The organism is Desmospora activa DSM 45169 (genome assembly GCF_003046315.1).
GTDB classification, from domain to species: Bacteria; Bacillota; Bacilli; order Thermoactinomycetales; family DSM-45169; genus Desmospora; species Desmospora activa.
In genome coordinates, this window is the sequence record NZ_PZZP01000001.1 from 1,221,127 (window position 1) to 1,244,182 (window position 23,056).

At 50.4% G+C, this 23,056-nt stretch carries 28 protein-coding genes and 2 tRNA genes; 23 read left to right on the forward strand and 7 right to left on the reverse strand.

Annotated features, from left to right (window positions below; translation table 11 throughout):
- Positions 1-36: 36 nt before the first annotated feature.
- The 4 genes from C8J48_RS05985 to C8J48_RS06000 form a co-directional block, all read right to left on the reverse strand.
- On the reverse strand, positions 37-738 hold the full coding sequence (locus C8J48_RS05985; RefSeq protein WP_170105209.1) for an SDR family oxidoreductase: 702 nt from the start codon (positions 736-738) through the stop codon (positions 37-39).
- A gap of 103 nt (positions 739-841) precedes the next feature.
- A complete protein-coding gene (serA, locus tag C8J48_RS05990) occupies positions 842-2,422 on the reverse strand; it encodes a phosphoglycerate dehydrogenase (RefSeq protein WP_107725419.1) in 1,581 nt (526 codons plus the stop codon).
- Entirely contained in the window at positions 2,400-3,560 is a 1,161-nt protein-coding gene (locus C8J48_RS05995) for a pyridoxal-phosphate-dependent aminotransferase family protein (protein WP_107727610.1), read from the reverse strand. Before C8J48_RS05995 ends, serA begins: the two co-directional genes overlap by 23 nt.
- 417 nt (positions 3,561-3,977) lie before the next feature.
- Positions 3,978-4,469, reverse strand: coding sequence for an inorganic diphosphatase (locus tag C8J48_RS06000; RefSeq protein WP_107725420.1), 492 nt, complete (start codon positions 4,467-4,469; stop codon positions 3,978-3,980).
- Positions 4,470-4,643: 174 nt separating this feature from the next.
- Here C8J48_RS06000 and C8J48_RS06005 point away from each other — a divergent pair, with 174 nt between their 5' ends.
- Positions 4,644-4,994, forward strand: coding sequence for a rhodanese-like domain-containing protein (locus C8J48_RS06005; RefSeq protein ID WP_170105211.1), 351 nt, complete (start codon positions 4,644-4,646; stop codon positions 4,992-4,994).
- Between the two features lie 50 nt (positions 4,995-5,044).
- On the opposite strand, the gene C8J48_RS06010 is transcribed toward C8J48_RS06005, so the two are convergent.
- Entirely contained in the window at positions 5,045-5,254 is a 210-nt protein-coding gene (locus C8J48_RS06010) for a ferredoxin (protein ID WP_107725422.1), read from the reverse strand.
- Between the two features lie 109 nt (positions 5,255-5,363).
- Here C8J48_RS06010 and C8J48_RS06015 point away from each other — a divergent pair, with 109 nt between their 5' ends.
- The 5 genes from C8J48_RS06015 to C8J48_RS06035 all read left to right on the forward strand — a co-directional run bounded on the left by C8J48_RS06015 (position 5,364) and on the right by C8J48_RS06035 (position 7,537).
- Positions 5,364-5,969: a CPBP family intramembrane glutamic endopeptidase gene (locus tag C8J48_RS06015; protein ID WP_107725423.1), complete on the forward strand. Its 606-nt coding sequence runs from the start codon at positions 5,364-5,366 to the stop codon at positions 5,967-5,969.
- Positions 5,970-6,017: 48 nt separating this feature from the next.
- On the forward strand, positions 6,018-6,422 hold the full coding sequence (locus C8J48_RS06020; protein ID WP_107725424.1) for a hypothetical protein: 405 nt from the start codon (positions 6,018-6,020) through the stop codon (positions 6,420-6,422).
- Positions 6,423-6,496: 74 nt separating this feature from the next.
- Positions 6,497-6,588: transfer RNA gene (locus C8J48_RS06025), tRNA-Ser, on the forward strand.
- 27 nt (positions 6,589-6,615) lie between these two features.
- A tRNA-Ser gene (locus C8J48_RS06030) sits at positions 6,616-6,708 on the forward strand.
- 235 nt (positions 6,709-6,943) lie between these two features.
- A complete protein-coding gene (locus C8J48_RS06035) occupies positions 6,944-7,537 on the forward strand; it encodes a genetic competence negative regulator (RefSeq protein WP_107725425.1) in 594 nt (197 codons plus the stop codon).
- Between the two features lie 43 nt (positions 7,538-7,580).
- Here the strand turns inward: C8J48_RS06035 and C8J48_RS06040 are convergent, their stop codons facing one another.
- A complete protein-coding gene (locus C8J48_RS06040; protein WP_107725426.1) occupies positions 7,581-8,264 on the reverse strand; it encodes a PIG-L deacetylase family protein in 684 nt (227 codons plus the stop codon).
- A 236-nt stretch (positions 8,265-8,500) separates the two neighbouring features.
- Between C8J48_RS06040 and C8J48_RS06045 the strand changes: the two genes are divergently transcribed.
- The 16 genes from C8J48_RS06045 (at position 8,501) to C8J48_RS06120 (ending at position 22,037) form a co-directional block, all read left to right on the forward strand.
- On the forward strand, positions 8,501-9,778 hold the full coding sequence (locus C8J48_RS06045) for a Glu/Leu/Phe/Val family dehydrogenase (protein ID WP_107725427.1): 1,278 nt from the start codon (positions 8,501-8,503) through the stop codon (positions 9,776-9,778).
- A gap of 95 nt (positions 9,779-9,873) precedes the next feature.
- Positions 9,874-10,857, forward strand: a complete 984-nt coding sequence (locus tag C8J48_RS06050; RefSeq protein WP_107725428.1) for a YpdA family putative bacillithiol disulfide reductase — start codon at positions 9,874-9,876, stop codon at positions 10,855-10,857.
- Between the two features lie 16 nt (positions 10,858-10,873).
- Positions 10,874-11,146, forward strand: a complete 273-nt coding sequence (locus C8J48_RS06055) for a hypothetical protein (RefSeq protein WP_107725429.1) — start codon at positions 10,874-10,876, stop codon at positions 11,144-11,146.
- A gap of 104 nt (positions 11,147-11,250) precedes the next feature.
- On the forward strand, positions 11,251-11,553 hold the full coding sequence (locus tag C8J48_RS06060) for a magnetosome magnetite crystal formation protein family (protein ID WP_245891077.1): 303 nt from the start codon (positions 11,251-11,253) through the stop codon (positions 11,551-11,553).
- A gap of 236 nt (positions 11,554-11,789) precedes the next feature.
- On the forward strand, positions 11,790-13,133 hold the full coding sequence (ypeB, locus tag C8J48_RS06065; protein WP_170105215.1) for a germination protein YpeB: 1,344 nt from the start codon (positions 11,790-11,792) through the stop codon (positions 13,131-13,133).
- 382 nt (positions 13,134-13,515) lie between these two features.
- Positions 13,516-14,196 carry a (d)CMP kinase gene (cmk, locus tag C8J48_RS06070; RefSeq protein ID WP_107725432.1) on the forward strand — a complete coding sequence of 227 codons (681 nt, stop codon included), beginning with the start codon at positions 13,516-13,518 and terminating at the stop codon, positions 14,194-14,196.
- A 1-nt stretch (position 14,197) separates the two neighbouring features.
- A complete protein-coding gene (locus C8J48_RS06075) occupies positions 14,198-14,782 on the forward strand; it encodes a lysophospholipid acyltransferase family protein (protein ID WP_107725433.1) in 585 nt (194 codons plus the stop codon).
- Positions 14,783-15,092: 310 nt separating this feature from the next.
- Entirely contained in the window at positions 15,093-16,238 is a 1,146-nt protein-coding gene (gene rpsA / locus C8J48_RS06080) for a 30S ribosomal protein S1 (RefSeq protein ID WP_107725434.1), read from the forward strand.
- A 106-nt stretch (positions 16,239-16,344) separates the two neighbouring features.
- Positions 16,345-16,953, forward strand: a complete 609-nt coding sequence (locus C8J48_RS06085; protein ID WP_107725435.1) for a hypothetical protein — start codon at positions 16,345-16,347, stop codon at positions 16,951-16,953.
- Between the two features lie 23 nt (positions 16,954-16,976).
- On the forward strand, positions 16,977-17,867 hold the full coding sequence (locus C8J48_RS06090) for a YIEGIA family protein (protein ID WP_107725436.1): 891 nt from the start codon (positions 16,977-16,979) through the stop codon (positions 17,865-17,867).
- A 23-nt stretch (positions 17,868-17,890) separates the two neighbouring features.
- Positions 17,891-18,082, forward strand: a complete 192-nt coding sequence (locus C8J48_RS06095) for a capping complex subunit for YIEGIA (protein WP_425430446.1) — start codon at positions 17,891-17,893, stop codon at positions 18,080-18,082.
- 2 nt (positions 18,083-18,084) lie between these two features.
- Complete coding sequence (locus tag C8J48_RS06100; protein WP_107725437.1) at positions 18,085-18,492, forward strand: hypothetical protein; 408 nt, start codon at positions 18,085-18,087, stop codon at positions 18,490-18,492.
- Positions 18,458-18,925, forward strand: a complete 468-nt coding sequence (locus C8J48_RS06105) for a DUF3189 family protein (protein WP_107725438.1) — start codon at positions 18,458-18,460, stop codon at positions 18,923-18,925. The genes C8J48_RS06100 and C8J48_RS06105 overlap by 35 nt, the downstream gene beginning before the upstream one ends.
- Before the next feature lie 96 nt (positions 18,926-19,021).
- Entirely contained in the window at positions 19,022-20,341 is a 1,320-nt protein-coding gene (der, locus tag C8J48_RS06110; protein WP_107725439.1) for a ribosome biogenesis GTPase Der, read from the forward strand.
- A 19-nt stretch (positions 20,342-20,360) separates the two neighbouring features.
- A complete protein-coding gene (gene plsY, locus C8J48_RS06115) occupies positions 20,361-20,951 on the forward strand; it encodes a glycerol-3-phosphate 1-O-acyltransferase PlsY (RefSeq protein ID WP_211316595.1) in 591 nt (196 codons plus the stop codon).
- A gap of 54 nt (positions 20,952-21,005) precedes the next feature.
- Positions 21,006-22,037 carry an NAD(P)H-dependent glycerol-3-phosphate dehydrogenase gene (locus C8J48_RS06120; protein WP_107725440.1) on the forward strand — a complete coding sequence of 344 codons (1,032 nt, stop codon included), beginning with the start codon at positions 21,006-21,008 and terminating at the stop codon, positions 22,035-22,037.
- Positions 22,038-22,197: 160 nt separating this feature from the next.
- Here the strand turns inward: C8J48_RS06120 and C8J48_RS06125 are convergent, their stop codons facing one another.
- The gene (locus C8J48_RS06125) at positions 22,198-22,746 is read right to left on the reverse strand and encodes a hypothetical protein (RefSeq protein WP_107725441.1); all 549 of its coding nucleotides are present in this window, start codon (positions 22,744-22,746) and stop codon (positions 22,198-22,200) included.
- A gap of 111 nt (positions 22,747-22,857) precedes the next feature.
- Here C8J48_RS06125 and C8J48_RS18525 point away from each other — a divergent pair, with 111 nt between their 5' ends.
- On the forward strand, positions 22,858-23,049 hold the full coding sequence (locus C8J48_RS18525; RefSeq protein ID WP_146160453.1) for a hypothetical protein: 192 nt from the start codon (positions 22,858-22,860) through the stop codon (positions 23,047-23,049).
- Positions 23,050-23,056 lie beyond the last annotated feature (7 nt).

Genomic DNA, 23,056 nt, shown 5'->3' on the forward strand with positions numbered 1-23,056 from the left:
GAGCTCCCATCCGCACACAGGAAGGGAGCTCCGTTTTTACTTTTGCAGTTCCGGTGGAACCTGGGGGCGCATAATAATTTGGTTGAAGATAACGGCGGGATCGGCGGAAACCATCATCCAGACGGTTTCTGCCACTTGTTCTGCTGTCAAGGCGTAAGATTTAGGATTATGGGAGAACTCCGTCTGGATGGAGCCGGGGCAAAGGGTGTTCACTTTTACTTCGTCTTGTTTCAGTTCTTGGGTTAACACGTCGGAAAGGGCTTGCAGACCGAACTTTGAGGCGCAGTATCCGCCGCCACCCGGAAAGGTGACGGTACCAGCGACGCTTGAGATATTGACGATGTGCCCTTTCTGCTTTTTTAGATGGGGGATGGCGAATTTGCAGGCGAGAAATGCCCCTTTTAGATTGACATCCATCATCTGGTCCCACTCTTCTTCGCTTAATTCTTCCACTGAGCCAAAGTGGCCAAGGCCGGCGTTGTTGACGAGAATATCTATGCGCCCAGTGTGGGAGAGCGCCGTCTCTACCATCTGTTTCACATCGTCGCTGTGGGTGATATCCGTAACGACAGGGATGATTCCTGGATGATCCGCCGCCATCTCCTGTAAGGCTGCTTCACTGCGGGCGGCGGCCACTACTGTCATTCCGCTGCGGTTGAGGCGACGGGCGATGGCCCGCCCTAATCCTTTACTGGCACCGGTAACGATGGCGGTTTTTTCGGTAAGGTTGTTGGACATTTCGCTTCCTCCTTTTGGTCGGGTCCTTGCTTCCTTCATCCGAATTCCCATTGTGGGGAAGGATTGAAACCTTGCCGGTAAAAAAAGCCGACCATTGGTCGGCTTATAAATCGATAGCGGTGACGTGATCGATTTCGTCCAGTTCTTCCAGGCTTTCCAACAATCCCTCCGGCACCGCCTTATCGATATGGAGCATCATGATGGCTCGGCCGCCAAGATCGCGGCGACCGACCTGCATGGCGGCGATGTTCACATCGTGATTGCCGAGGATGGTACCGACGCGTCCAATGGCACCGGGACGATCATGGTGTTGGATGAAGAGCTGATGACCGGCCGGTTCCACATCGACGGAGTAGTCGTTGATACGGACAATGCGCGGACCTAATCCGTTTAACAGGGCACCGGCGATGGTGATGTCCTGGGTATCCGTTGCGACATGAACCCGGATCAGATGGGTGAAGCCATGCCGTTTGGACACTTTTTGCTCTGTCACCTTCACACCGCGCTCCTTAGCCAGGTGGGGAGCGTTGACATAGTTGACATCAGACAGGTAGTGGGAGAGGGCTCCTTTTAGAATAATGCGGGTTAAAGGAGCGGTATCCCACTCGGCCAGTTCACCGGAGAAGCTGACGGTTACTTCCTGTAGTGCACCTGCTGCCGCTTGGCTGGCAAAACTGCCTAACTTCTCCGCCATCATCTGATACGGACGCAGTTTTTCCTGTAGTTCTGCGGGGATGGAAGGCAGATTGACGGCGTTTTTAAAAGGTTCACCCCGTAAGATATGAAGCACTTCCCCTGCAACATCGATCGCCACATTCTCCTGTGCTTCCCGGGTAGAAGCGCCCAGATGAGGAGTGGCAATCACTTGAGGCAGCTCAAACAATGGATGGTGACCGGGCGGTTCCGTTTCAAAAACGTCGAGAGCGGCCCCGGCTACTTTACCTGCCTGGATCGCTTCCAGCAGTGCGTTTTCATCAATGATGCCGCCTCGAGCACAGTTGATGATCCGCACCCCGCCTTTCATCCGTTGGAAAGCGTCTGCGTTGATCAAATGGCGGGTCTCTTTGGTCAGTGGCGTATGAACGGTGATAAAGTCCGACTGGGCGATTACTTCGTCAAGAGTCGCCTGCGTGACACCGATTTTATGGGCCCGTTCCTGAGTGAGATACGGATCAAAGGCTAATACTTTCATATTAAATGATTGCGCTCGCTTCGATAGTTCGGTGCCGATTCGACCCAATCCAATGATCCCCAAGGTTTTTTTGTTTAGCTCTACACCGACAAATTGCTTTCGCTTCCATTCTCCCTGAATGGTGGAACGGTAGCCTTGGGGGATGTTGCGGGCCAGGGAGATGAGCATGGCAAAAGTGTGTTCAGCGGTGGAGATGGTGTTGCCGTCGGGAGCGTTGACAACGATAATGCCGCGGCTGGTAGCGGCCGGGATATCGATGTTGTCTACACCTACCCCCGCTCGTCCAATCGCTTTTAGCTGCTTACCGGCAGCAATCACTTCGGCGGTGACCTGGGTTTGACTGCGAACCAGCAACGCATCCGCTTCTTTGATTTCTTGCAGGAGCTGCTCCGGTGTCAAATCAGTTTTGCGAATCACTTCAATGTCTTCGGCTTGCAGTAGTTGTTCAATTCCTTGTTCACTAAGTGGGTCAGTGATCAGCACGCGATGCATCAATCCATTCCTCCTCGGTTGCTTGGATGCCGGCTCCCAGCTTGATCGGCACTCCGGCACGGGTAGCGGCTACTTCTAGGGCGGCGATCGTTGTTACGATGTCCAAGGGATCGCTATAGCCCATATGGCCGATCCGGAAGATTTTACCTTTGAGATGTTGTTGCCCACCGGCCAGACGGATATTTAGCTTTTTCATCTCTGCACGGATCGACTCTGCGCTCCCATTTTCCCCTTTGACAGCGGTAACGGTAGGGGAGGCATCCGATTCCGTCGTCAGCAGTTCTAGCCCCATGCTCCGAACGCCGGCACGGGTCATGCGCATCATCAACTCATGGCGGACAAAGATGGTTTCCAATCCTTCTTCTTCGATCATATCGAGGGCCGCTTCCAATCCGTAGAAAAGGGAGACGGCGGGTGTATAGGGGGTGGTTTTTTTCGCCAGGCTATCGCGATAGGCGGCTAGATCCAGGTAAAAGCGGGGGCGGGTATTGGCCTCGATCCGCTTCCACGCTTGTTGCGAGACGGCGGCAAAGGAGAGTCCGGCGGGAAGCATCAAGGCTTTCTGACTTCCTGTGACCAGGATATCAATTCCCCATTCATCGGCGAGCGCCGGAGCTCCTCCGACGGCGCTGACGCCGTCGACCACCACCAACGCATCGGTCTGTTCCCTCACGACGGCGGCCAGTTGGCGGATCGGGTTTAACACTCCGGTGGAGGTTTCACAGTAGGTAAAGAAGACGGCTTCCACCTGTGGTCGCTCCTTTAAAAAGGCAGACAACTCTTCCGGGGTGCACGCTTTTCCCCAGGGGATATCCAAACGATGGGTGACAATGTTGTTTTTGTTTAGGATTTTGGCAAAGCGGTCACCAAAGGCGCCGGTAACGACGACAGCGGCTTCACCGTCGGGTTTTACGCTGTTGACGACGGCGGCTTCCAGTGCGGCGGTGCCGCTGGCAGTAAGGATGAGGACCGGTTGGCTCGTGCCGAACAGTGGCCGCAGGCGCTGGCTACACGCGGTCACCAATTCGGATGACTCGGGATCGCGATGGCCCATCATGGGTCGTAACATCGCTTGTTGAATCCGTGTGGGGACGGGAGTAGGTCCCGGAATTTGCAGACGAAATTTGTCTTGTAACATGCTCACGGTTTCTCTCCTCCTTTTGCTCTATACAAAAAGCCTTTCGACCGCACACCTCCCGTGGGGAAGTGAGGGACGAAAGGCCGTGTTGCCACCCTCATTTGCCCGGGCTTCACAGCCGCGGGCCTTTGTGGGTTCGCTCGTGGGAACCCTGAGATAACGGATCGCCGGTCCGGCCTACTGGGATTCAGCCGAACAACTCGGGAGTGCTCCACCCATTGGGGGCACCGGTTTGCAGCAACCACCGGCTCTCTGAGGCTCCCCATTTGGGCTTGGCTCCTTCATCGTCACAATGTCATGAAAAATGTTGAGATTACTCTAACACGGTAAAGGAATGGTGTCAACAGCTAATTAAAGTTCGTTAATTCGTCAATCACCTGTATCAAAAAAGAGCGCACCTAGCGGTACGCTCCTATTTTAGCCTTTGTAGCGGGAAAGGGAAGCTTGATACAGATCGTCGGCGACATCGGCGCCTTTCCAGCCTTCGATTTTGGTCTCTTTATTCTCAAGGTCTTTATATACTTGGAAGAAATGTTCAATTTCTTTTAGGGTGTGGGCGGGCACATCTTCCAGGGATTTGACATCGTTCCAGCGGGGATCATCGACTGGTACACCGAGCAGTTTTTCATCTTTGCCTTTATCGTCGGACATCAGCAGTACACCGATGACGCGCGTTGCAATAACGCATCCCGGGAAGGTGGGGAAGGTGGTTAGGACGAGGATATCCAACGGATCACCGTCTTCGGCCAAGGTGTTTTCCAAGTAACCGTATTCAGTCGGATAATGCATGGGAGAGTAGAGTACACGGTCGAGACGAAAGACGCCGCTCTCTTTGTCAAATTCATATTTGTTTTGGCTTCCGGTGGGAATTTCAATAAAAGCGTCGACGATCAATTCATTTGTTGCCATTTTGGTAACCTCCTCAAGGTTTCATTATGTACCGACACCCTACCAAGAGTGCGCTATCCACCCTATTGTAGACCCTTTTTTCAATAGAATCAACGTACTCTCCCTGTCCGTGTTACAATGGAGAAGGTCAAAGAAAACGGACAGCTTAAAACGAAAGAACAGGAGTGTCGGTTTGTGTCTCAAATACGGGAGATCACAGCGGCAATGTTTGCAGATAAAATAAAAAAAAAGGAGCTGCAACACGCTCTTTTGCTGGACGTACGGGAACCGCGGGAATGGAAAGTTTACCATGTGCCTGGATCGGTGCTAATTCCGCTAAATTCTCTTTCGCAACGGTGGCCCGAGCTGGAAGTGGGACGAGAATTGTTTGTCTTTTGTGCCCATGGGGTTCGTAGTGTTTATGCCGTTCAATGGTTAGCCGAGCTGAAACAGTGGGACCTTGTTCATGTAAACGGGGGACTGGCGGAGGTAGCACTTCACCTAGAGGAGAAAGATCTACCACCAGGAGCGGATGGATCGCGATAACGAAGGTGTTCAAAAAAGCTGCCCACTGAGGAGCAGCTTTTGTATCTATTTTACTCTTCTACTTTGATTGAATCCGTGGGGCAACCTTCCTGAGCGTCCCGTACCTCTTCATGTAATTCTTCCGGTATTTCAGCGGTCCCGGCGTTGTCATCCAAGATTACGTAGGCGATTCCATCCTCATCGTAATCATAGACGTCAGGGGCGGCGGCACCGCAAGCACCGCATGCGATGCATGTATCTTTATCTACCCAAGTGCGCATAACAATCTCCTTCCCATCATTTAAGAAATGCAGTATCCAGTCTATAATCACTCTTCATTGTAGAACGAGAGCGACGGAAATTCAAGCCTAGTAAGGAGCGGTATCCCGTATGATCGATCAGGAGAATGTCCCCTTACAGGAGGATGAGCAAAACTGTATGGAAGCATCTTCCCAACCTCGCTTTTCACAAAAATGGCTGCTGTGGAATCTGTTTTTGACTCAGGTTATGATTGGGACAGTGGCGGTAGGATTGCTGTGGATGCAAGGGCGACTCCATTGGCAGTTGTTCGGGTGGGGGGATGTCTCCGCTTGGCTCTTAGGAGTTGGCGTTGGATTGTGTATCGTGGTGGTTGACTGGGCTTTAAGTCGCTTTGTGTTGCCTTCCTGGGTGGATGATGGGGGTATCAATCAAGCTTTGTTTCACAATCTACCCATCCCTGTGATCGCAGTAATCGCCTTTGGTGTAGCTGTCGCTGAAGAACTCTTGTTTCGCGGGGCTCTGCAACACTGGTTAGGGGTGGTGGGAACCAGTATTCTTTTTACGATGATCCATTTTCGCTATTGGCGGTATTGGGGTTTGATTATTATGCTGTTTGTGATCAGCTCGGTGTTAGGGTGGATGGTGGAATGGTCTGGATCACTTGCACCGGCAATCGCGGCACACTTTACCATTGATTTTATTTTTGGTGTGCTGATCCGAAAAGGGTGGAAGTGATATTTCCTCTTTACTCCCGAATATGCTGTGGAGGAGAGGGGGGGTTGGATGCATGGATGGTTGATCGTCGGTTGGATTTGGCTATTGGCCTGGGTTGCTGTGGCGCGTTTTCCACCAGAACCGGAAGCGGGTGTTGCCGGTTGGTGGCGGTGGGTGTCGCTCGATTATGCGCTCTGTTCAGCCAGTCTCATATGGGCCTCTTGGCTGCTCGCCTCCCGTGTGCGCCGTTGGTTGGGATGGGTGTTGGATGTGCCGTTACCGTTGGTGGACCGCCGTCGCTTCGGACCGGGGTTGATGATTTTTACCGCTGTGGGAGCTGGGGTTTTTCTGTTCACTTTTTTACCGGGGCATACATTGTTTATCCTGGGTTTGTTTATGTTGCGGGAGTGGTTGCGCTGGCTAAGGAGTCATCGCCTCCTCGTCGAAAGTGGATGGGGAAAAAAGATGAGGTGAGAACCTTGACAAGCAGTGGAAACGTATTATAAAATGTCGATCGTAACACTTCCATATCGTTCGTTTTTTTTTCTGGAGAGGTGTCCGAGAGGTCGAAGGAGCACGATTGGAAATCGTGTAGGCGGTTACCACCGTCTCGAGGGTTCGAATCCCTCCCTCTCCGCCATTTTTGTGTTTATCCAGTCACTGATAGGGAGAGATACCCAAGAGGTTGAAGGGGACGGTTTGCTAAACCGTTAGGGGGCGGTATAGCCCCGCGCGGGTTCGAATCCCGCTCTCTCCGCCAGTTATGATGATGGCGTTCCGGCTTGGCGGTCGGGCGTTTTTTCATACATGAAAAAAATTGACGCATCTTTAACCTATGAAGTCTTTTTTTGCATGGGGAAAGGGGATTGATGCATCCGGTCAAATTATCGTGTATGATGGGGTAAAATGAAAGAAAAAGGAGACCTGACCGCGTAACGATGAAAGCCTCACTCTCATACGCTGTATTGCGGGTCTCCAGCGAGGGAGGGTAAACCATGCGTGTCGAGCGACTGAGCCGAGACAAAATCCGCTTCTTTTTATCCTTGGATGACTTAATGGAACGAGGGATTGAAAAAGAAGATATGTGGCGGGATATTCCAAAGGTGCATGAACTTTTTAACGATATGATGGATCAGGCCTATCAAGAGCTGGGTTTTGAAATCGCGGGTCCAGTCGCGGTGGAAGTGTTTGCCCTTCCGGCCCAGGGGATGGTCGTTGTGGTGACACGGGGACGTACACCCTCTCCATCCGATTTGGATGATCTGGATGGAGATGATATGTACGAACTAGAGGTAACATTGGAAGAAAGTGATCAAGTGATCTTCCAATTTGCCGACTTTGAACATCTGGTTCAGACCGCTCATACTCTACAGCGTATTATGGGGGACGGCGGTAAAGTTTTCGCCTATCAAGGGCAGTATTACTTAGTCCTCGATACGGATATGGAAACAGAGACGTTAAAACAAGCGATCGCCATCTTAACAGAGTTTGCGGAACCATCCACTATCACTGAACATGTCTTAGCTGAATACGGAAAAACAATCTGGGAATCCCAAGCAGTGGGCGAAATTGTTCGCTACTTCTCATAAATATGGTAGACCGCGATCCACAGGGACGCGGTTGTTTTTATATTTATAAGAGTTGATCGTCGGGTATTCCAGCAATCGAGTGGACAGCTTGATAATATTCCGCCGTTCGCATCCGGTTGACATCCCTTTTTATCGCAGCGGGAAATACTCGCTCCACTGAGCGGTGTTGGGTACGGTGGGCTAGTAGCGCGTTTATTAGTTGATGTCGGTGGTTGGTTATGTCAATGGTGTTCGTAATCGTGTCACGATACTGCGATGGTTGAGGGTTGACTTCTGGGACAACAATATGATAAAGCCCAATCGACCGCTCCGTTAGCCGGATGGCTTCTGCGGCAACACGCTGAATAACCTTATGATCCGGATGACCGGAAATGCCGTGGGGAGGAAAAGTGACGACAGCATCGGGGTGTTCCTCTTCAAAATAATGTTTTACATCGGCGATCAACGGTTGCATCGGTTTTGTTTGCAGCTGTCCGTCACCGAAGTTTCGCAAATAAACGTGATCCAGTCCCAAAATGGCGGCTGCTTGCATTAACTCCCGCTCCCGCACGTTTCCCAATTCTTCCGGTCGGCACAAAGGGGGGTGGCCGGTGCTGCCCGCTTCTCCACGAGTGGCACAATACAAGGTGACCCGGCACTGGGGATCGGCGGCATAACGGGCGATGGTACCGCCACAGGCAAACGTTTCATCGTCAGGGTGAGCAAATACAAATGCGAGCTTTTTCATAGGTTGATCGGGGTGCGCTAAAGGTGGGCGCTTCCGTTTCCTCCTCGATTATCGAATGGTAAAAACAGGTCAACATTTACAATCATATCGAAATGGAGCCTCTTTCATTCATACCATGATTGCCCCATGAAGAAAAGCGGGTATACTGTTCAAAGTTTCGTATTCTCTTTCCCCCGCCAAATGTTGTATACTGTTGTATGGATTCATGGGATCTTACTTTTTTGAGGTGGTTAGGGATGGAACAGCAGTCTGATACGCCCAATCGGTCAACCGATGAAAATCTCGATGTGCTTGTCTCTACACAAACGGTTATTAAACGTGCATTGGGCAAGTTGGGATACCCTGAGCATGTATTTGATCTATTGAAAGAACCGCTGCGGATGATGCATGTGCGAATCCCGGTGCGGATGGATGATGGAAGTGTGCAAGTTTTTACCGGGTATCGTGCTCAACACAATGATGCCGTAGGCCCAACCAAGGGCGGGGTGCGCTTTCACCCCGATGTAACTGAGAGCGAAGTGAAGGCGCTTTCAATATGGATGAGTTTAAAAGCAGGGATTGTCGATCTGCCATATGGTGGCGGTAAAGGGGGGATTCAGTGTGACCCCCGCAAAATGTCGTTCCGGGAATTGGAACGCCTTTCCCGCGGGTATGTGCGGGCAATCAGTCAAATTGTCGGCCCGACCAAGGATATCCCCGCTCCAGATGTATTTACTAATTCGCAGATCATGGCTTGGATGGTGGATGAATACAGCCGGATTCGCGAATTTGACTCGCCTGGATTTATCACCGGTAAGCCGCTGGTGCTGGGTGGATCAAAGGGAAGAGAGACGGCTACGGCCAAAGGCGTTACCATTATGATCCGGGAAGCGGCCAAGAAGAAGGGGATTCCCCTGGAGGGGGCCCGTGTGGTTATCCAGGGCTTTGGTAATGCGGGTAGTTATCTCGCCAAATTTATGGACGATGTGGGAGCCAAAGTGATTGGCATTTCCGATGCATACGGCGCGTTGCATGATGAAGACGGTCTTGATATCGAATATCTGCTGGATCGCCGGGACTCCTTCGGAACGGTAACCAATCTGTTTAAAGAGACGCTCTCCAATCAGGAGCTTTTGGAACTGGATTGCGATATTCTGGTTCCTGCGGCTGTTGAAAACCAGATCACAGCAGCCAATGCCCATCGCATTCAGGCAGATATTGTGGTGGAAGCGGCCAACGGTCCCACGACCTTAGACGCAACCCGCATCCTGTCGGAACGAGGAGTGCTGTTGGTTCCCGATGTGTTGGCCAGTGCCGGGGGTGTGACGGTCTCATACTTTGAGTGGGTACAGAATAACCAGGGTTATTACTGGTCGGAAGAAGAAGTGGAAAAGCGCTTAGAGGAGATCATGGTACGATCCTTTGAGAACGTCTACCAAACCTCGCAGTCGCGTAAATTGGATATGCGTTTATCCGCCTATATGGTTGGGGTAAGAAAGATGGCAGAGGCTTCTCGCTTCAGAGGTTGGGTGTAGCCGAAGGCGGGCGTCTTTCGCATAAGGGAAAGGCAGATAAGACACCCTGATAACAAGGGTGTTTTTCTGTTTCGGGAGAAAAAGGAGGAGTTTGGATGGAAGATGTGATTGTGATCGGTGCTGGCCCATGTGGGTTGTCGACGGCGATTGAGCTTAAAAAAAGAGGGCTAAATCCGCTTGTGATTGAAAAAGGGAGCTTGGTAAACTCCGTTTATCATTTTCCCACGGCGATGCAATTCTTCAGTACACCGGAACTGTTGGAAATCGGAGGTCTCCCCTTTGTGACAGCAGGGGAAAAGCCTTCCCGCCATGAAGCGTTAAAATATTATCGCGCTGCGGTGAAAGCCTTCGCTCTGCGTGTCAATACCTATGAACGAGTCGTCGGTGTTGAGCGAGAAGCGGATGGATTTGCCGTCCATACTGAAAAACAGAGCACCACCCATACATACCACAGCTCCAAACTGGTCGTGGCGACGGGATATTATGATTCCCCCAATATGCTGGGAGTGCCGGGTGAAGAGTTGCCCAAAGTTCATCACTACTACACGGACGGTCATCCCTACGCCGGCTTGAATGTGTTGGTGATCGGAGGGAAAAATTCTGCGGTCGATGCGGCGATGGATCTTTATCAAGCGGGTGCGCGGGTGACGATGGCTTATCGGCAGGAGGCGTTTACAAAAAGCGTCAAACCGTGGGTAAAGCCGGTAATTGAGAGTGCTCTCAACAAGGGATGGATCACCATGCACTGGAATACGGTGGTGAAGGAGATCGCCCCCGAGCATGTAGTTTTGGAAAAAGAGGGAGAAATCTTTTCATTGCCCAACCATACGGTGTTTGCCATGACCGGATACCATCCACAGACAAAGATGCTAAACCGGCTTGGCGCCACCATCGATTCTGACACCGGTGCACCGGTACACGATTCAGATACCATGGAGACAGAAGTGCCCGGATTGTATATTGCCGGTGTAATTGCCGCTGGATTTGACGCTAATTCCATCTTTATCGAAAATGGACGCTTCCACGGCGGTAAAATCGCCGCCCACATTCAGGAGCGGATAGAGACGGCGACGGGTTGAGGGTAAACATCAGCGTATGTTGATCCCGGCTGACGGCAAGCGCGGCCATCAATTGGATTCGCGCTTGCCGGGGTTAAAGCGTGCCGATTTCGTCCAAACTGTAAAGAGAAACGGGAAAGGACGATATCGATTGGAAGTTCAACGTTATTTGGTACGGATTCGCTGCAAACAGTGCGGCGAACGATTTATACTGAAGGGCAGTTATAAAAAAGACAGGGTAGAAACCGGCTTTAAACAGTGTTTGTGCAATAACGAATCAGAATTTGAAATTCTGACGGAAAAGCTTTAAAGCCCCCGGTTAAGGGGGTTTTGATCGTTTTTCTATGGATTGGGGGAAGGCCGTGCCGGTGATCATCGATGGGTAATACTTTTTAGAAAAAAGGAGGGGTGATGATGAAGGTCGTAAAAATATTGATTCATGCCAGTACTTGGTTCGCCCCGGTTTTGGTCCCGTTGCTCGTGTGGCTGCTGGCAAAAGAAGATGACCTAAAACGACTGTCGTTGCAAGCGATTGTTTTTCATTTTGTGATTTGGTTGTTGGTCTCGATTTCGTATTTCTTTTCCATCGTTCTGATCGGGATTCCGTTTCTGATCATTTTTGGGCTGATCGGATTAATCGCCCCGATTATCGGGATAATTAGAGCATTGCAAGATCGCCGCTTCGATTATCCCATCATTGGATCTTTTATCCGCTGAGTGGCACAGCAAAGGCACTTTGCTTTTCAAAAACCCCTTCCATAAATGTCCACGCTTCTTCAAAGAAGTGTGGCTTTTTTCTTTATGGCTGGAACGGTGGGCGTCTTTTTTATTTGCATAAATGTTGGCAAGGCTGCTCAGACTATCCACGAAAACCGGGAGCGGATGGTTTTTTCTCTCTTTCGGTGGGATACCCGGTTTCCCCATACTTCAAGAAACAAAGGAGTGACTCTGTCGTGTATAGACGGATCGCCGCCGTTCTGTTTCCCGTAGCTTTGGTTGCCATTATTGGGTTAGGCTTTTGGGGCTATCAGGAGAATCAGGATAAAAACAGCTTACTGATTAAATCAGAAAATCAGTATCAGCGTGCTTTTCACGATCTAAACTTCCATATGGACAAACTACAGGATGAACTGGGCAAAGCGTTAGCCTTAAACACGCGTCGCCAACTATCCACCTGTATGACCAATGTGTGGCGTCTTAGTTATTCGGCCCAGAACGATATCGGTCAGCTACCACTCACCTTGATCCCTTTTGATAAAACAGAGGATTTCCTGACGAATGTAGGGAACTTCACCTATCGGGTCGGTGTGCGGGATTTGGATCGTGAACCGTTGACGGAAAAAGAATACAAAACTCTTCGCACCTTGTATAAACGGGCCAATACGGTGCAACACGATCTGCAAAAAGTGCAAAATCAAGTGCTGACCAAACATTTGCGCTGGATGGATGTCGAAATGGCGATGGCATCGGAAGATAAAAAAATGGATAACTCCATTATCGACGGTTTTAAACAAGTGGATAAATTATCCGAGGGACTTGACGAAATCGACTGGGGCCCGACGATGAACAACGCAAAAGCGGCACAACGTAATCGCTATACCAAGTTAAAAGGAAAAATGGCTACGCCGGAAGACGCCAAGGAGAAAGTGGCCGATATTCTGGATCTGTCCGAAACGAAAGGCATGGATGTAGTCAAAAACCGAAAAGGGGATTATGAAACTTACAGTGTTCGTGCCAAACGAGGAAACAGAGAAAGCCATTTCGATCTGACGACAACAGGAAATTATGTGGTGTGGATGATGAATGACCGCACCGTTAAAAAAAGAAAGCTAAAGCTGGAAGAAGCGCAGGCAAAAGGAATTGAATTCTTGGATCAACTGGGATATCCGCAGATGGAGGCGACGGCATACGACGATGTGGGTAACACCGCCTCCTTTACCTTTATGCGCAAACAGGATAAGGCCTTGATTTATCCTGAGACTCTCGTCGTAAAAGTCGCGATGGATAACGGTGAAGTGTTAGGGTATCAAGCGGAGAATTATGTGTTCAATTTCAAGGAAAAGCGAAACACGAAGCCCACTATCAGCGAAGCGGATGCTCGGAAAAATGTAAATCCTCGCCTAAAGGTGAAGGAGAGCCGGTTGGCGGTTATCTTGAATGACGATGGTCAGGAAACGCTCTGTTATGAGTTTATGGGTAACCTGGGCAAAAGCCCGTATCGCGTGTTTATCAATGCACAGAACGGCGAAGAAGAGAAAGTGGAAAAGATTAAAGAAGCGGATCAAAACCGCTTATAACAAATCCTCTGACCCGCACTCTCTCGGAGCGGGTCAGATTGCTTTTTAACCTCGAAAAAACGAGATCTGGCGTTGCATGCAGGGATACTTTGTGATATGGTAATGGTAAGCGACGGGAAGAGTTCCTTTCGCAAACGAACGGTCATCCCAAAATCAAGGGAATAGCCGGAACCACTCTTGTGGGGTGGTTATGAGAGGCGTTCACAAAGAATTCTCACAAAGGAATACATAGCGGATTACTAAATCCGTGACATGTTGCTGGCCGCAGGTTTCCGTTTGGGAATCAACCTTGATACTGAGATGAATCAAATACTGTTCATCCAAATCGAGCAGGCCAATCCTGCTCGATTTTTTATCCCGTTTTTGGAGGAACTTGTCGTTTATGAGGTCAATATCAGTTGCGATCGATGGTCCGGCGGGAGCTGGAAAAAGTACAGTCGCTCGTCTCGTTGCCCAGCAATTACATTTAACCTATGTTGATACCGGTGCCATGTACCGGGCCGTCACCCTCCAAGCTCTCAAGCGAGGGATCGATGTAACCGATGAAGGGGCGGTTGCCCGTTTGGCCAACCAGATGGATATCGCATTAACACCCGCAGATGGAGAACTGGATGTTTTTGTCGATGGCCAACGCATAACCGAGGAAATTCGAACCCCAGAGGTGACAACACATGTATCAGCGGTGGCGGGAAATCCAGAGGTACGAAAGATCCTCGCTCAGAAACAACGGGAGATGGGCGAGGAAGGCGGGGTTGTAATGGACGGGCGTGATATCGGCACCCATGTCCTGCCCGCTGCCGAGTTAAAGGTGTATCTCACCGCCTCCATCGAAGAACGAGCCCAACGTCGATACAATGAATTGGTGCAAAAAGGGTATCAGCTGGATTGGGAGCAGTTAAAAGAAGAGATTCGCTATCGGGACGAACAAGATCGAAACCGGCAGCATTCCCCGCTTAAACCGGCTGATGATGCGGTACATCTGGATACGACAGGGCTTACGATTCCTGAAGTCGTTCAAGCGATCTTGGATCTGAGTCGAACCAAAGTGGGCGGTGGGGAGTAAGATGTGGTATCGATTTTTTCGCCGGTGTTTTTACCTCTTCTTTTTCTTTTTTTTCCGGTGGGAAGTGATCGGAAAAGAGAAAGTTCCCGCTACAGGGCCTGTTGTTCTCTGTTGCAATCATATCGATAATTTGGATCCGCCATTAGTTGGGGCGTCGCTTCACCGTCAAGTTTACTTTATGGCGAAGGAAGAGCTGTTCCGCATTCCGGTACTTTCCTGGTTGCTCCATCGCTTTGGCGCTTTTCCCATCAGTCGGGGCAAAAGCGACAGACAGGCGCTAAAGACTTCGCTGGAACTGTTAAAGCAGGGGAAGCTCTTAGGTGTGTTTCCCGAAGGCACCCGTTCTAAAACTGGGGATTTGGGTGAGGCGCACACCGGTGCTGCATTTATCGCCCTAAGGGGTGAGGCGGTGGTCGTTCCGGCGGCGATTATCGGTCCTTATCGCCCTTTCCGTAAACTTCGCATCCGTTTTGGTGATCCGATCGATCTATCCGTTTATCGTCAAGATCGCACCAACAGCCAATCGGTGCGAGAAGTGACGGATCGGGTGATGAACGAGATCCGAGCTTTACAGGAACAACGATAAGCTGTTCCGACAAATGAATTTCTAGGGAGTTACAGTAGGAAATGCTCTACTGAAGCTATAAATATTCTGCACCTTTGGGAAGTTGAGTACCTTGTGCAGGATCTCGGTCAGCAGGCCTGGTCGAGTGCGGGTAGTGGTCAACCTACCCTGATGTAACATCCATTTAAGGTCAGAGTCGAAAGACGCTCGCATGACTGGATCGTTACAAGCTCACCTTTTCCAATGGTGAGTCGTTGACTTGTTTTTCTCCCTCTATCAGGGAGTATAAATTTGGATGATCAGTTTGCAGGTAAATGAGGAGGTTGTCGTCATGGTGGAAGAAATGAAATCCGAAATGGCGGAAGTCGCCCCGCTAAACCGCGGTGATGTAGTCAAAGGAAAAGTGACTAAAGTGGATGATAATCAAGTTTTGGTTGATGTCAACTACAAATTTGACGGTGTCATCCCGATTTCGGAACTGTCCAGCCTGCACGTGGACAAAGCATCCGATGTTTTAGCTGAAGGGGATGAGGTGGAAGTAAAAGTGATCCGCCTCAATGATGAAGAAGATAAACTGGTTCTTTCCAAAAAAGCGGTCGATGCTGATCGTGCATGGGATGAACTCCAACAAAAGTTTGAAAGCGGCGAAAACCTGGAAGCTGCCGTCGCCGATGTCGTAAAAGGTGGTCTGGTCGTCGATTTGGGTGTTCGCGGATTTATTCCCGCTTCTTTGGTGGAACGCCATTTCGTAGAAGATTTTTCCGATTATAAAGGGCGGACGCTGACTCTTAAAGTGATCGAAATCGATCCAGTCAAAAACAAACTGATCCTTTCCCGTAAAGCCGTTCTGGAAGAAGAGCTGGAACGGAAAAAAGGGGAGATCCTCAACAGCTTGGAAGCAGATCAGGTGTTGGACGGTACTGTTCAACGGCTGACCGACTTTGGGGCGTTTGTGGACATCGGTGGGGTCGATGGTCTGGTCCATGTATCCGAGCTAGCATGGAACCGGGTAGAACATCCCGCTGAGGTACTGTCCGAAGGGGATCAAGTCAAGGTGAAAGTGCTGAAGGTGGATGCAGAGAATGAGCGGATCAGCCTCAGCATCAAGGAAACTCAACCAGGACCCTGGGAACGTGTCTCTGAAGCGATTCAAACCGGTGATGTGGTTACCGGTACAGTGAAGCGGCTGGTATCCTTCGGCGCTTTTGTTGAGGTGTATGAAGGTGTAGAAGGATTGGTTCACATTTCTCAGATTTCCCGTCGTCACATTTCCACCCCTTCCGAAGTATTGGAAGAAGGGCAGGAAGTAAAAGTGAAAATCCTCGATATGCAACCGGAACAAAAACGGATCAGCCTCAGCATCAAAGAGGCAGAGCAAGAAGAGGACCGTCGGGAAATCGAAAATCTGGATCAAAACAACAGCATGAACGTTACCTTGGGCGATGTGTTTGGGGATCAGCTTCGTCGCTTAAAGTAAAGAGTGATACAGCAGCAGGCCGCGATTAGCGGTCTGTTTTTTTGTGTGAAACGGATGGTATCCAGCCATACTAACCCATGAACGAACAGAGAGAGGAGTCGTAACCTTGTGGGTGCCGGGTAGTATGGCTTTAATAGCAGCGTTGTCCTTGGCCGTTCTTGTGCAGACGGGATGGTTTCAGGGATTAGAAAAGGATTTGTCAATCTCCCGTGGGATAGTGGGGGTATTCATGCTGCTGCAAAGCAGTTTAACATTTGCTTATGTACCGTTGGGAACTTGGGTTGTTCACATCGGAACCCTGTTGTGGCTCGGTTTCTTTCCTTTTTTATGGCGAGGGGTACGAAGCAATTCAAGTGTCGCCGTGTTTGCTGCATTGATGATGGTCAGCTCTTGTCTGTTGTTGTTGCAGGAGTGGTTATGGTTGAAATCGTCGACTAGTTGGGGGGATATTCCGGGAACGTGGCTGGCGATCACGTTGCCGGTGGCCATGATAACATCCACCTGCTTGTATGAGCGGATGTTGATCGGAGGTGGAGGGACAATGTTGGCTGAGTTTCTGCGCTTGCTGATTCATCGCGATGAGCTCTCCCCCGTCATTTTGGGGGAAAGTGCATGGCTTGATCGGTTTTGGCTGGTGTTGAGCGGCATTTTTCTGTTCCATTATGCCTTACGCTGGATAAGTGTCCGTATGGGGAATCCTAATCCTTCCAGCTGAGTATCGAAGGGAGTGAAGGCATCATGGGGACCTATACATGGGCGATTATCATCGGTGTGATCGCCGGTCTAATGGTGCGAATCCGTTTGCTGCGAACGGATTACCGCCAATATCCCACATACCTGCACGGGCAAATCATCCATTTATCTTTGGGATTTATCGCAGCGGGGTTGGGAGCGATCGCTGTACCGGCTTTATTGACAAAGGATTATACCGCCATCACATTTCTGGTGTTGGCGGCACAGCAGTTTCGCGATGTACGCAATATGGAACGGGAAACCTTATCAAAGCTGGATGAGATGGAGCTGGTACAACGGGGAGCTTCTTATATCGAAGGAATCGCCCTGGTATTTGAGGGGCGTAATTATCTTGTGATATTATCCGCGTTTCTCGTTTCTCTCACCGTCGTTCTGGCACACTGGTACGGGGGAATTGCGGTTGGAGTGGTGGCGATCGTGGCGGCTGGTTACTTGCGCTCGGGCAAGTATTTGGAGCATATTGCGGATGTGTCGTTGGCCCCGTTGCGAATGGAAGGTGCCAACTTGTATGTCGATAATATTTATCTGATGAATATCGGCTTACAAGATAACCGCGATCGCATTATGGAACAGGGGGTAGGGGTGGTTGCAACGCCGAAAAATAGAAATTGTGCCCTCACGTTAGCCAATATCGGACAACGACAAGCGATTTTATTTGATGTGTCTTCTGTGTTGGGGGTATTTCGGGATACGGGGGAACCCTCTCTGGTTCCGTTGTCCAAGTTGGATCTGGATGATGGGAGGCTGGGAATATTGGTGTTACCGCAAAATCGGGATCCTGAACGGGTGATTCAAGTGATTAAAAAGGTGCCTGTATTGGAAAGTGCTGTCCGTATGCCGACGGAGAGACCAGAAAAGCATTTTAAGATACGCTGACTGATCGAAAAGGGTGTGATTCTGTGAACGTGATCCTGCAAAATCAGATTTTAGCCGTCATTGCGTTGGAATCAACTTCGGTCGGAGGTGGGGCTCCCATTTTTTTCGCCAGCGATCGCGAGGAGTTGGAACAACTCTCGTTTTTGTTGGAGAAAATCCTAGACGGCATGGCCCATCAATTAAATCCCGACACGATGATTATTGTGAGACATTGATGATGAATCGTATCTATATCAGCAGCGATCACGGGGCGGGAGCCTGGTTGGCGGCGGCATGGGATCGATGGGGAAAAGAGGGTTACCCTCCACCGGTAGAGAAGGTGATGAAATGGGGGCAAGGACAAGAATTTTCCTGGTCGCAGCCCGGTGTTCTCTGCCCCGTAAAAACCGATGAGGATGAAAAATGGTATGTGTGTGGTTTTCCGGGAGATCCCGCTATTTTGATTCGCGTTTGGAATCATTTACTTCCATTGATCCAAGGTGATTCTCACCGTTGGCAGTTTATAAACGTGTCCCTTTCAGCGCCGTCAATCAATTCCTGGCGAAAATTTCGCCGGGGATATACCCGCTTGGTGAAAGCGAGGGAAAAGGATGACAAAGCGTTTAATCTACCATTGTTACGGTAGTGCCCATTCTTCAGTAGTGGCGGCAGCCATTCACTTGGGACGGCTTCCAACGGAGCGGCTGCCTACCAAAGAGGAAGTGTTACATCTGCCGGATTTTGATCGCGCTCGCTCGGAGGAGATTGGAACGCTTTTTTTCAAAGGAGAAGATCAACGCGGCACTATGGTGTATACCGTCGGATTTGGGCATCATTGGGAAGCGGGAGTGCGGGCATTACGCTCGATGTTGGAAATTCACGGAGCGGAAGGGTTCCATTTGGTAAGAGCTTTGGATTCCATTACCTGGTTGACCAAAGTGGGCGGTTCCTTATCTCGACACTACGGTTGGCCAGCTGTGGGACGGCCGTTAGCGGCTTGGGGGATCCGGCGAAGTTACCCCAAGTTATTGGCATTGGTGGATGGAGTAAAACGGGATTTATATGGAGATGGGTTATGATTTGCGAATCACGTGTGGTAGAATCATGATGGCAAGCTTGCACATTTTGTTGAAGCGGGAGGGAGTTTTCTCCGACGGTTGAGGAGAGACATACTAATGACTTTACCTATTGTTGCGATTGTGGGGCGACCCAATGTTGGAAAGTCCACCTTGTTTAACCGGATTGCCGGTGAACGGATTGCGATTGTGGAAGATAAACCGGGGATAACCCGGGACCGGATCTTTAGCCGCGGTGATTGGTCCGGGCGCGAGTTTCACCTGATTGATACGGGCGGCTTGGAGTTTGGGCAGGCGGACGAAGTGACGGATCATATTCGCCAACAGGCGGAATTGGCGATTGAAGAGGCGGATGTGATCGTGTTTGCGGTGGATGGCCGCGAAGGGATTACTGCTACGGATGAGGAAGTCTCCCGCCTGTTGCATCGTTCCAAAAAACCGGTAGTACTGGCGGTAAATAAGCTCGATCATGTGAAGCATTATGATGAGATGTATGAGTTTTATCAACTGGGCTTTGAAGCGGTGATCCCCCTTTCCTCTTTGCATGGGACGGGGACCGGGGATCTGTTGGATCAAGTGATTGCCCATTTTCCTCCTGCAATGGAGGAGTTTTATGATAACGATACCATTCGGGTGGCGATCATCGGCCGGCCCAATGTGGGTAAATCTTCTTTGGTCAATCGGATTTTAGGAGAAGAGCGTGTCATTGTAAGCTCAGTGGCAGGAACGACAAGAGATGCGATCGATACGCCGCTCACACGTGAGGGCCAGGATTTTGTCATTATCGATACCGCCGGGATGCGTAAGCGAGGGAAGGTATATGAATCCACGGAAAAATACAGTGTGATCCGTGCTCTTCGCGCTATTGATCGCTCCGATGTGGCTGTGGTGGTTCTGGATGGAGAGGAGGGGGTAACGGAACAGGATAAACGCGTGGCTGGGATCGCCCATGAAACGGGTAAGGCGGTTTTGTTTGTCATCAATAAATGGGATGCGGTAGAAAAAGATGAAAAGACGATGAACCGCTTTCGCCGGGAAGTGCTGGATCATTTTTCGTTTATGGATTACGCTCCGATCCTGTTTATCTCGGCAAAAACGGGACAACGGGTTGCGCAAGTGTTGCCGATGGTGCAGGAAGTAGCGGAGCAGCATGCGCTGCGGATCTCCACCTCAGTGTTGAATCAAGTGCTACAGGATGCGGTGATGGCGACTCCGCCTCCGACGTCAAAGGGACGGCGGGCACGGTTCTCTTATGGAACCCAGGTAGCGGTAAAACCCCCTGCAATCGTATTGTTCGTCAATGAACCGGAGCTGTTTCATTTTAGCTATATCCGTTATCTGGAGAACCAACTGCGGGAAGCTTTTGGCTTTAAAGGTACCCCTGTTCGTCTGATGTTGCGAAAAAAGAATAAAGATTAGAAGAGAGGAGGGAGAAGAGGTGGGAGAGGCATTGGCAATTGGGCTCGCTTATTTGTTGGGCTCAATCAGTTTTAGCTTCTGGATTACAAAAATCCTCCGCGGAACCGATATTCGTACGCAAGGCAGTGGAAATGCCGGTGCCACCAATATGTTGCGCACAGTGGGAAAAGGACCGGCACTGGCTGTCTTTTTGTTGGACATGGTGAAAGGAATGGTTGCGGTAGGATTGGCTTGGGTTCTGACTGGAGAACCGACTTGGATGATGAGTGCCGGGATTGCAGCAATCGTGGGTCATAACTGGCCTATTTTTCTTGGATTCCGCGGTGGAAAAGGGATCGCTACCACGATCGGGGTGACGGCACTGCTAACGCTTACCGCGGCCCTGGTGGCTGGTGCCGTCGCGATTTTCGCCATATTGATCACGCGTTATGTTTCTCTGGGATCATTGCTGTTTGCCGCAGGTTTGCCGATTGCCATTTTTCTGTTTGATTATCCGACTTCATACGTTTATCTTAGCTTTGTGATCACGGTTATGGCTTTTATCCGTCACTCCGCCAACATTAAGCGGCTGCTGCAGGGGACAGAGAGTAAGCTAGGCGCCAAAAGTTAGACTATATTCAACAATTCCGGACTCCGGTATGTGTGATAAGGGGAGGCGTCGACATTGAAAAAACGGACTACGGTGTTAGGGGCCGGCAGTTGGGGAACGGTGCTGGCTGCCGTACTGGCGGAAAACGGACACGCAGTTACCCTCTGGGCTCGCTCACACCGAATCGCAGAAGAAATCAATCAAAACAGAACAAATCAGCGCTATCTGCAGGATACAAAGCTCCCCGACGGTATTCAAGCAACCACTGATATAACAAAAGCATTGGATGGAGCACAACTGGTTTTGATGGTGGTACCTTCACAAGCGGTACGAGAAACGGCGGAGAAAGCGGCTCCCCATATTCCGGCGGATGCTTTGTTGGTTCATGCTTCCAAGGGGTTTGAACGGAGCACGTTAAAGCGAATTTCCGAGGTGCTGGAAGAAGAGTGTCACCACCACCGCGGAAGAGTTGCAGTCCTTTCGGGGCCCAGCCATGCGGAAGAGGTGATTCGCCGCTCACCGACGACGGTAGTGGTCGCCTCAAAAGATGAACGCACGGCCAAAGCGGTGCAATCCTTTCTCAACAATCAATCCTTTCGCGTCTATACCCATTCGGATGTGATCGGTGTGGAAGTAGGCGGTTCCTTAAAAAACATTATCGCCTTAGGTGCCGGTTTATCGGATGGATTGGGTTTTGGAGACAACGCCAAAGCGGCTCTTATTACGCGGGGATTGGCAGAGATGGCCCGTCTCGGCATGGCCATGGGGGCAGAGCCGATCACTTTTGCCGGTTTGTCCGGTGTGGGTGATCTGGTTGTCACATGCACCAGTCGACACAGCCGTAACTGGCGTGCGGGTAATCTATTGAGCCAAGGACATACCTTGCAGCAAGTGTTGGATCAGATGGGAATGGTGGTGGAAGGGGTAAAGACCACCCAGGCCGCCTATGATCTCTCCAACCGCTATGGTGTGGAGATGCCGATTACCAACCAGTTGTATGCCGTTTTGTTTCAAGATAAAGATCCGCGCCAAGCGGTAGAGGATCTCATGGCACGGGGAGAGACGGATGAATGGAATGATATGGTACAAAAATCTCCATTGCCGTAAATCAATTTCTACGTGGGCTTTTATCGTCGCAATTGGTCAAGTTGGATCATAAGCTGTTTAACAAACGAATCCGCTTCCCAATTATGAGCTCTTAGCAAGGGAAAGGGACCAGTTGCCGCTTGAGGGTTCGGATTCGTAGAAAGGGGTAACGCTGCTTGCGTTACCCCTGTTTACGTGCCCGCGGTTTGGGTTTGTGTTGTCTCGTCTGGGCGTCGGAAGTGCGCGCTTGCATCATCCCTTTCAGCAGTTGTTGTACGATCGGGGATTGCATCAACTTAAACAATTGTGTCATATCCACGTTTTCCATCATTTTAGCTAGGGGGTTTCCGCCTGTCTGTCTTCTACCCATTCCCGGAGAATCGTCCAGCGGCAGATCGAGGCGTGGAATATCCTCATCCAGCTCCTGTCGGGGTCGGATCAAGCGGAGTGGAGGGCGACGACCTGGCCTTCTTTGGCCCATCCAACCTGTGGCCATCTCAAACATCCGAAAAGCATTATCCATAATGTTTTCCAACCGCTGCAACGATAGACTCAAATCTTTGACGGTTGTGCGAAAGGTGAAAAAACCATTGATTACAGAGGATAGATCAATTTTTTTTGATTGGTTTGTCGACTGACGGGGAAGTTGTTGTTTTGCTCGTGGCCCTGCTCGGCGGGGTCGGGGTTTACGCACCTGGCGTGGACGTGTAGGTGTGCGGGGGTTCGACAAATCCATCGCCTCCCTTTCGGGCTGTTGTCTCCCTATCCTATGCGTTCGTCCCGTTTTGGATTGGGGCAGTAGCCCGTATCATTGGTGGGCGATCGCGGATTTGCTATACTGGTGTTATACTGGCAGGGAGTGAGTGAAAACGGAATGGATGCGTTAATTAGTATTATGCTATTGTTGATTGCCAACTTTATCATGGCATGGACCCGCCAACTGAGTCGCGGATGGATACGGGTGCTCCTGATGACGGTTGCGATTCTGCTCTTGTTGCCGGCGGTGTTGTTTGGTATCCGCGCGCTATTGTAACGGAAAA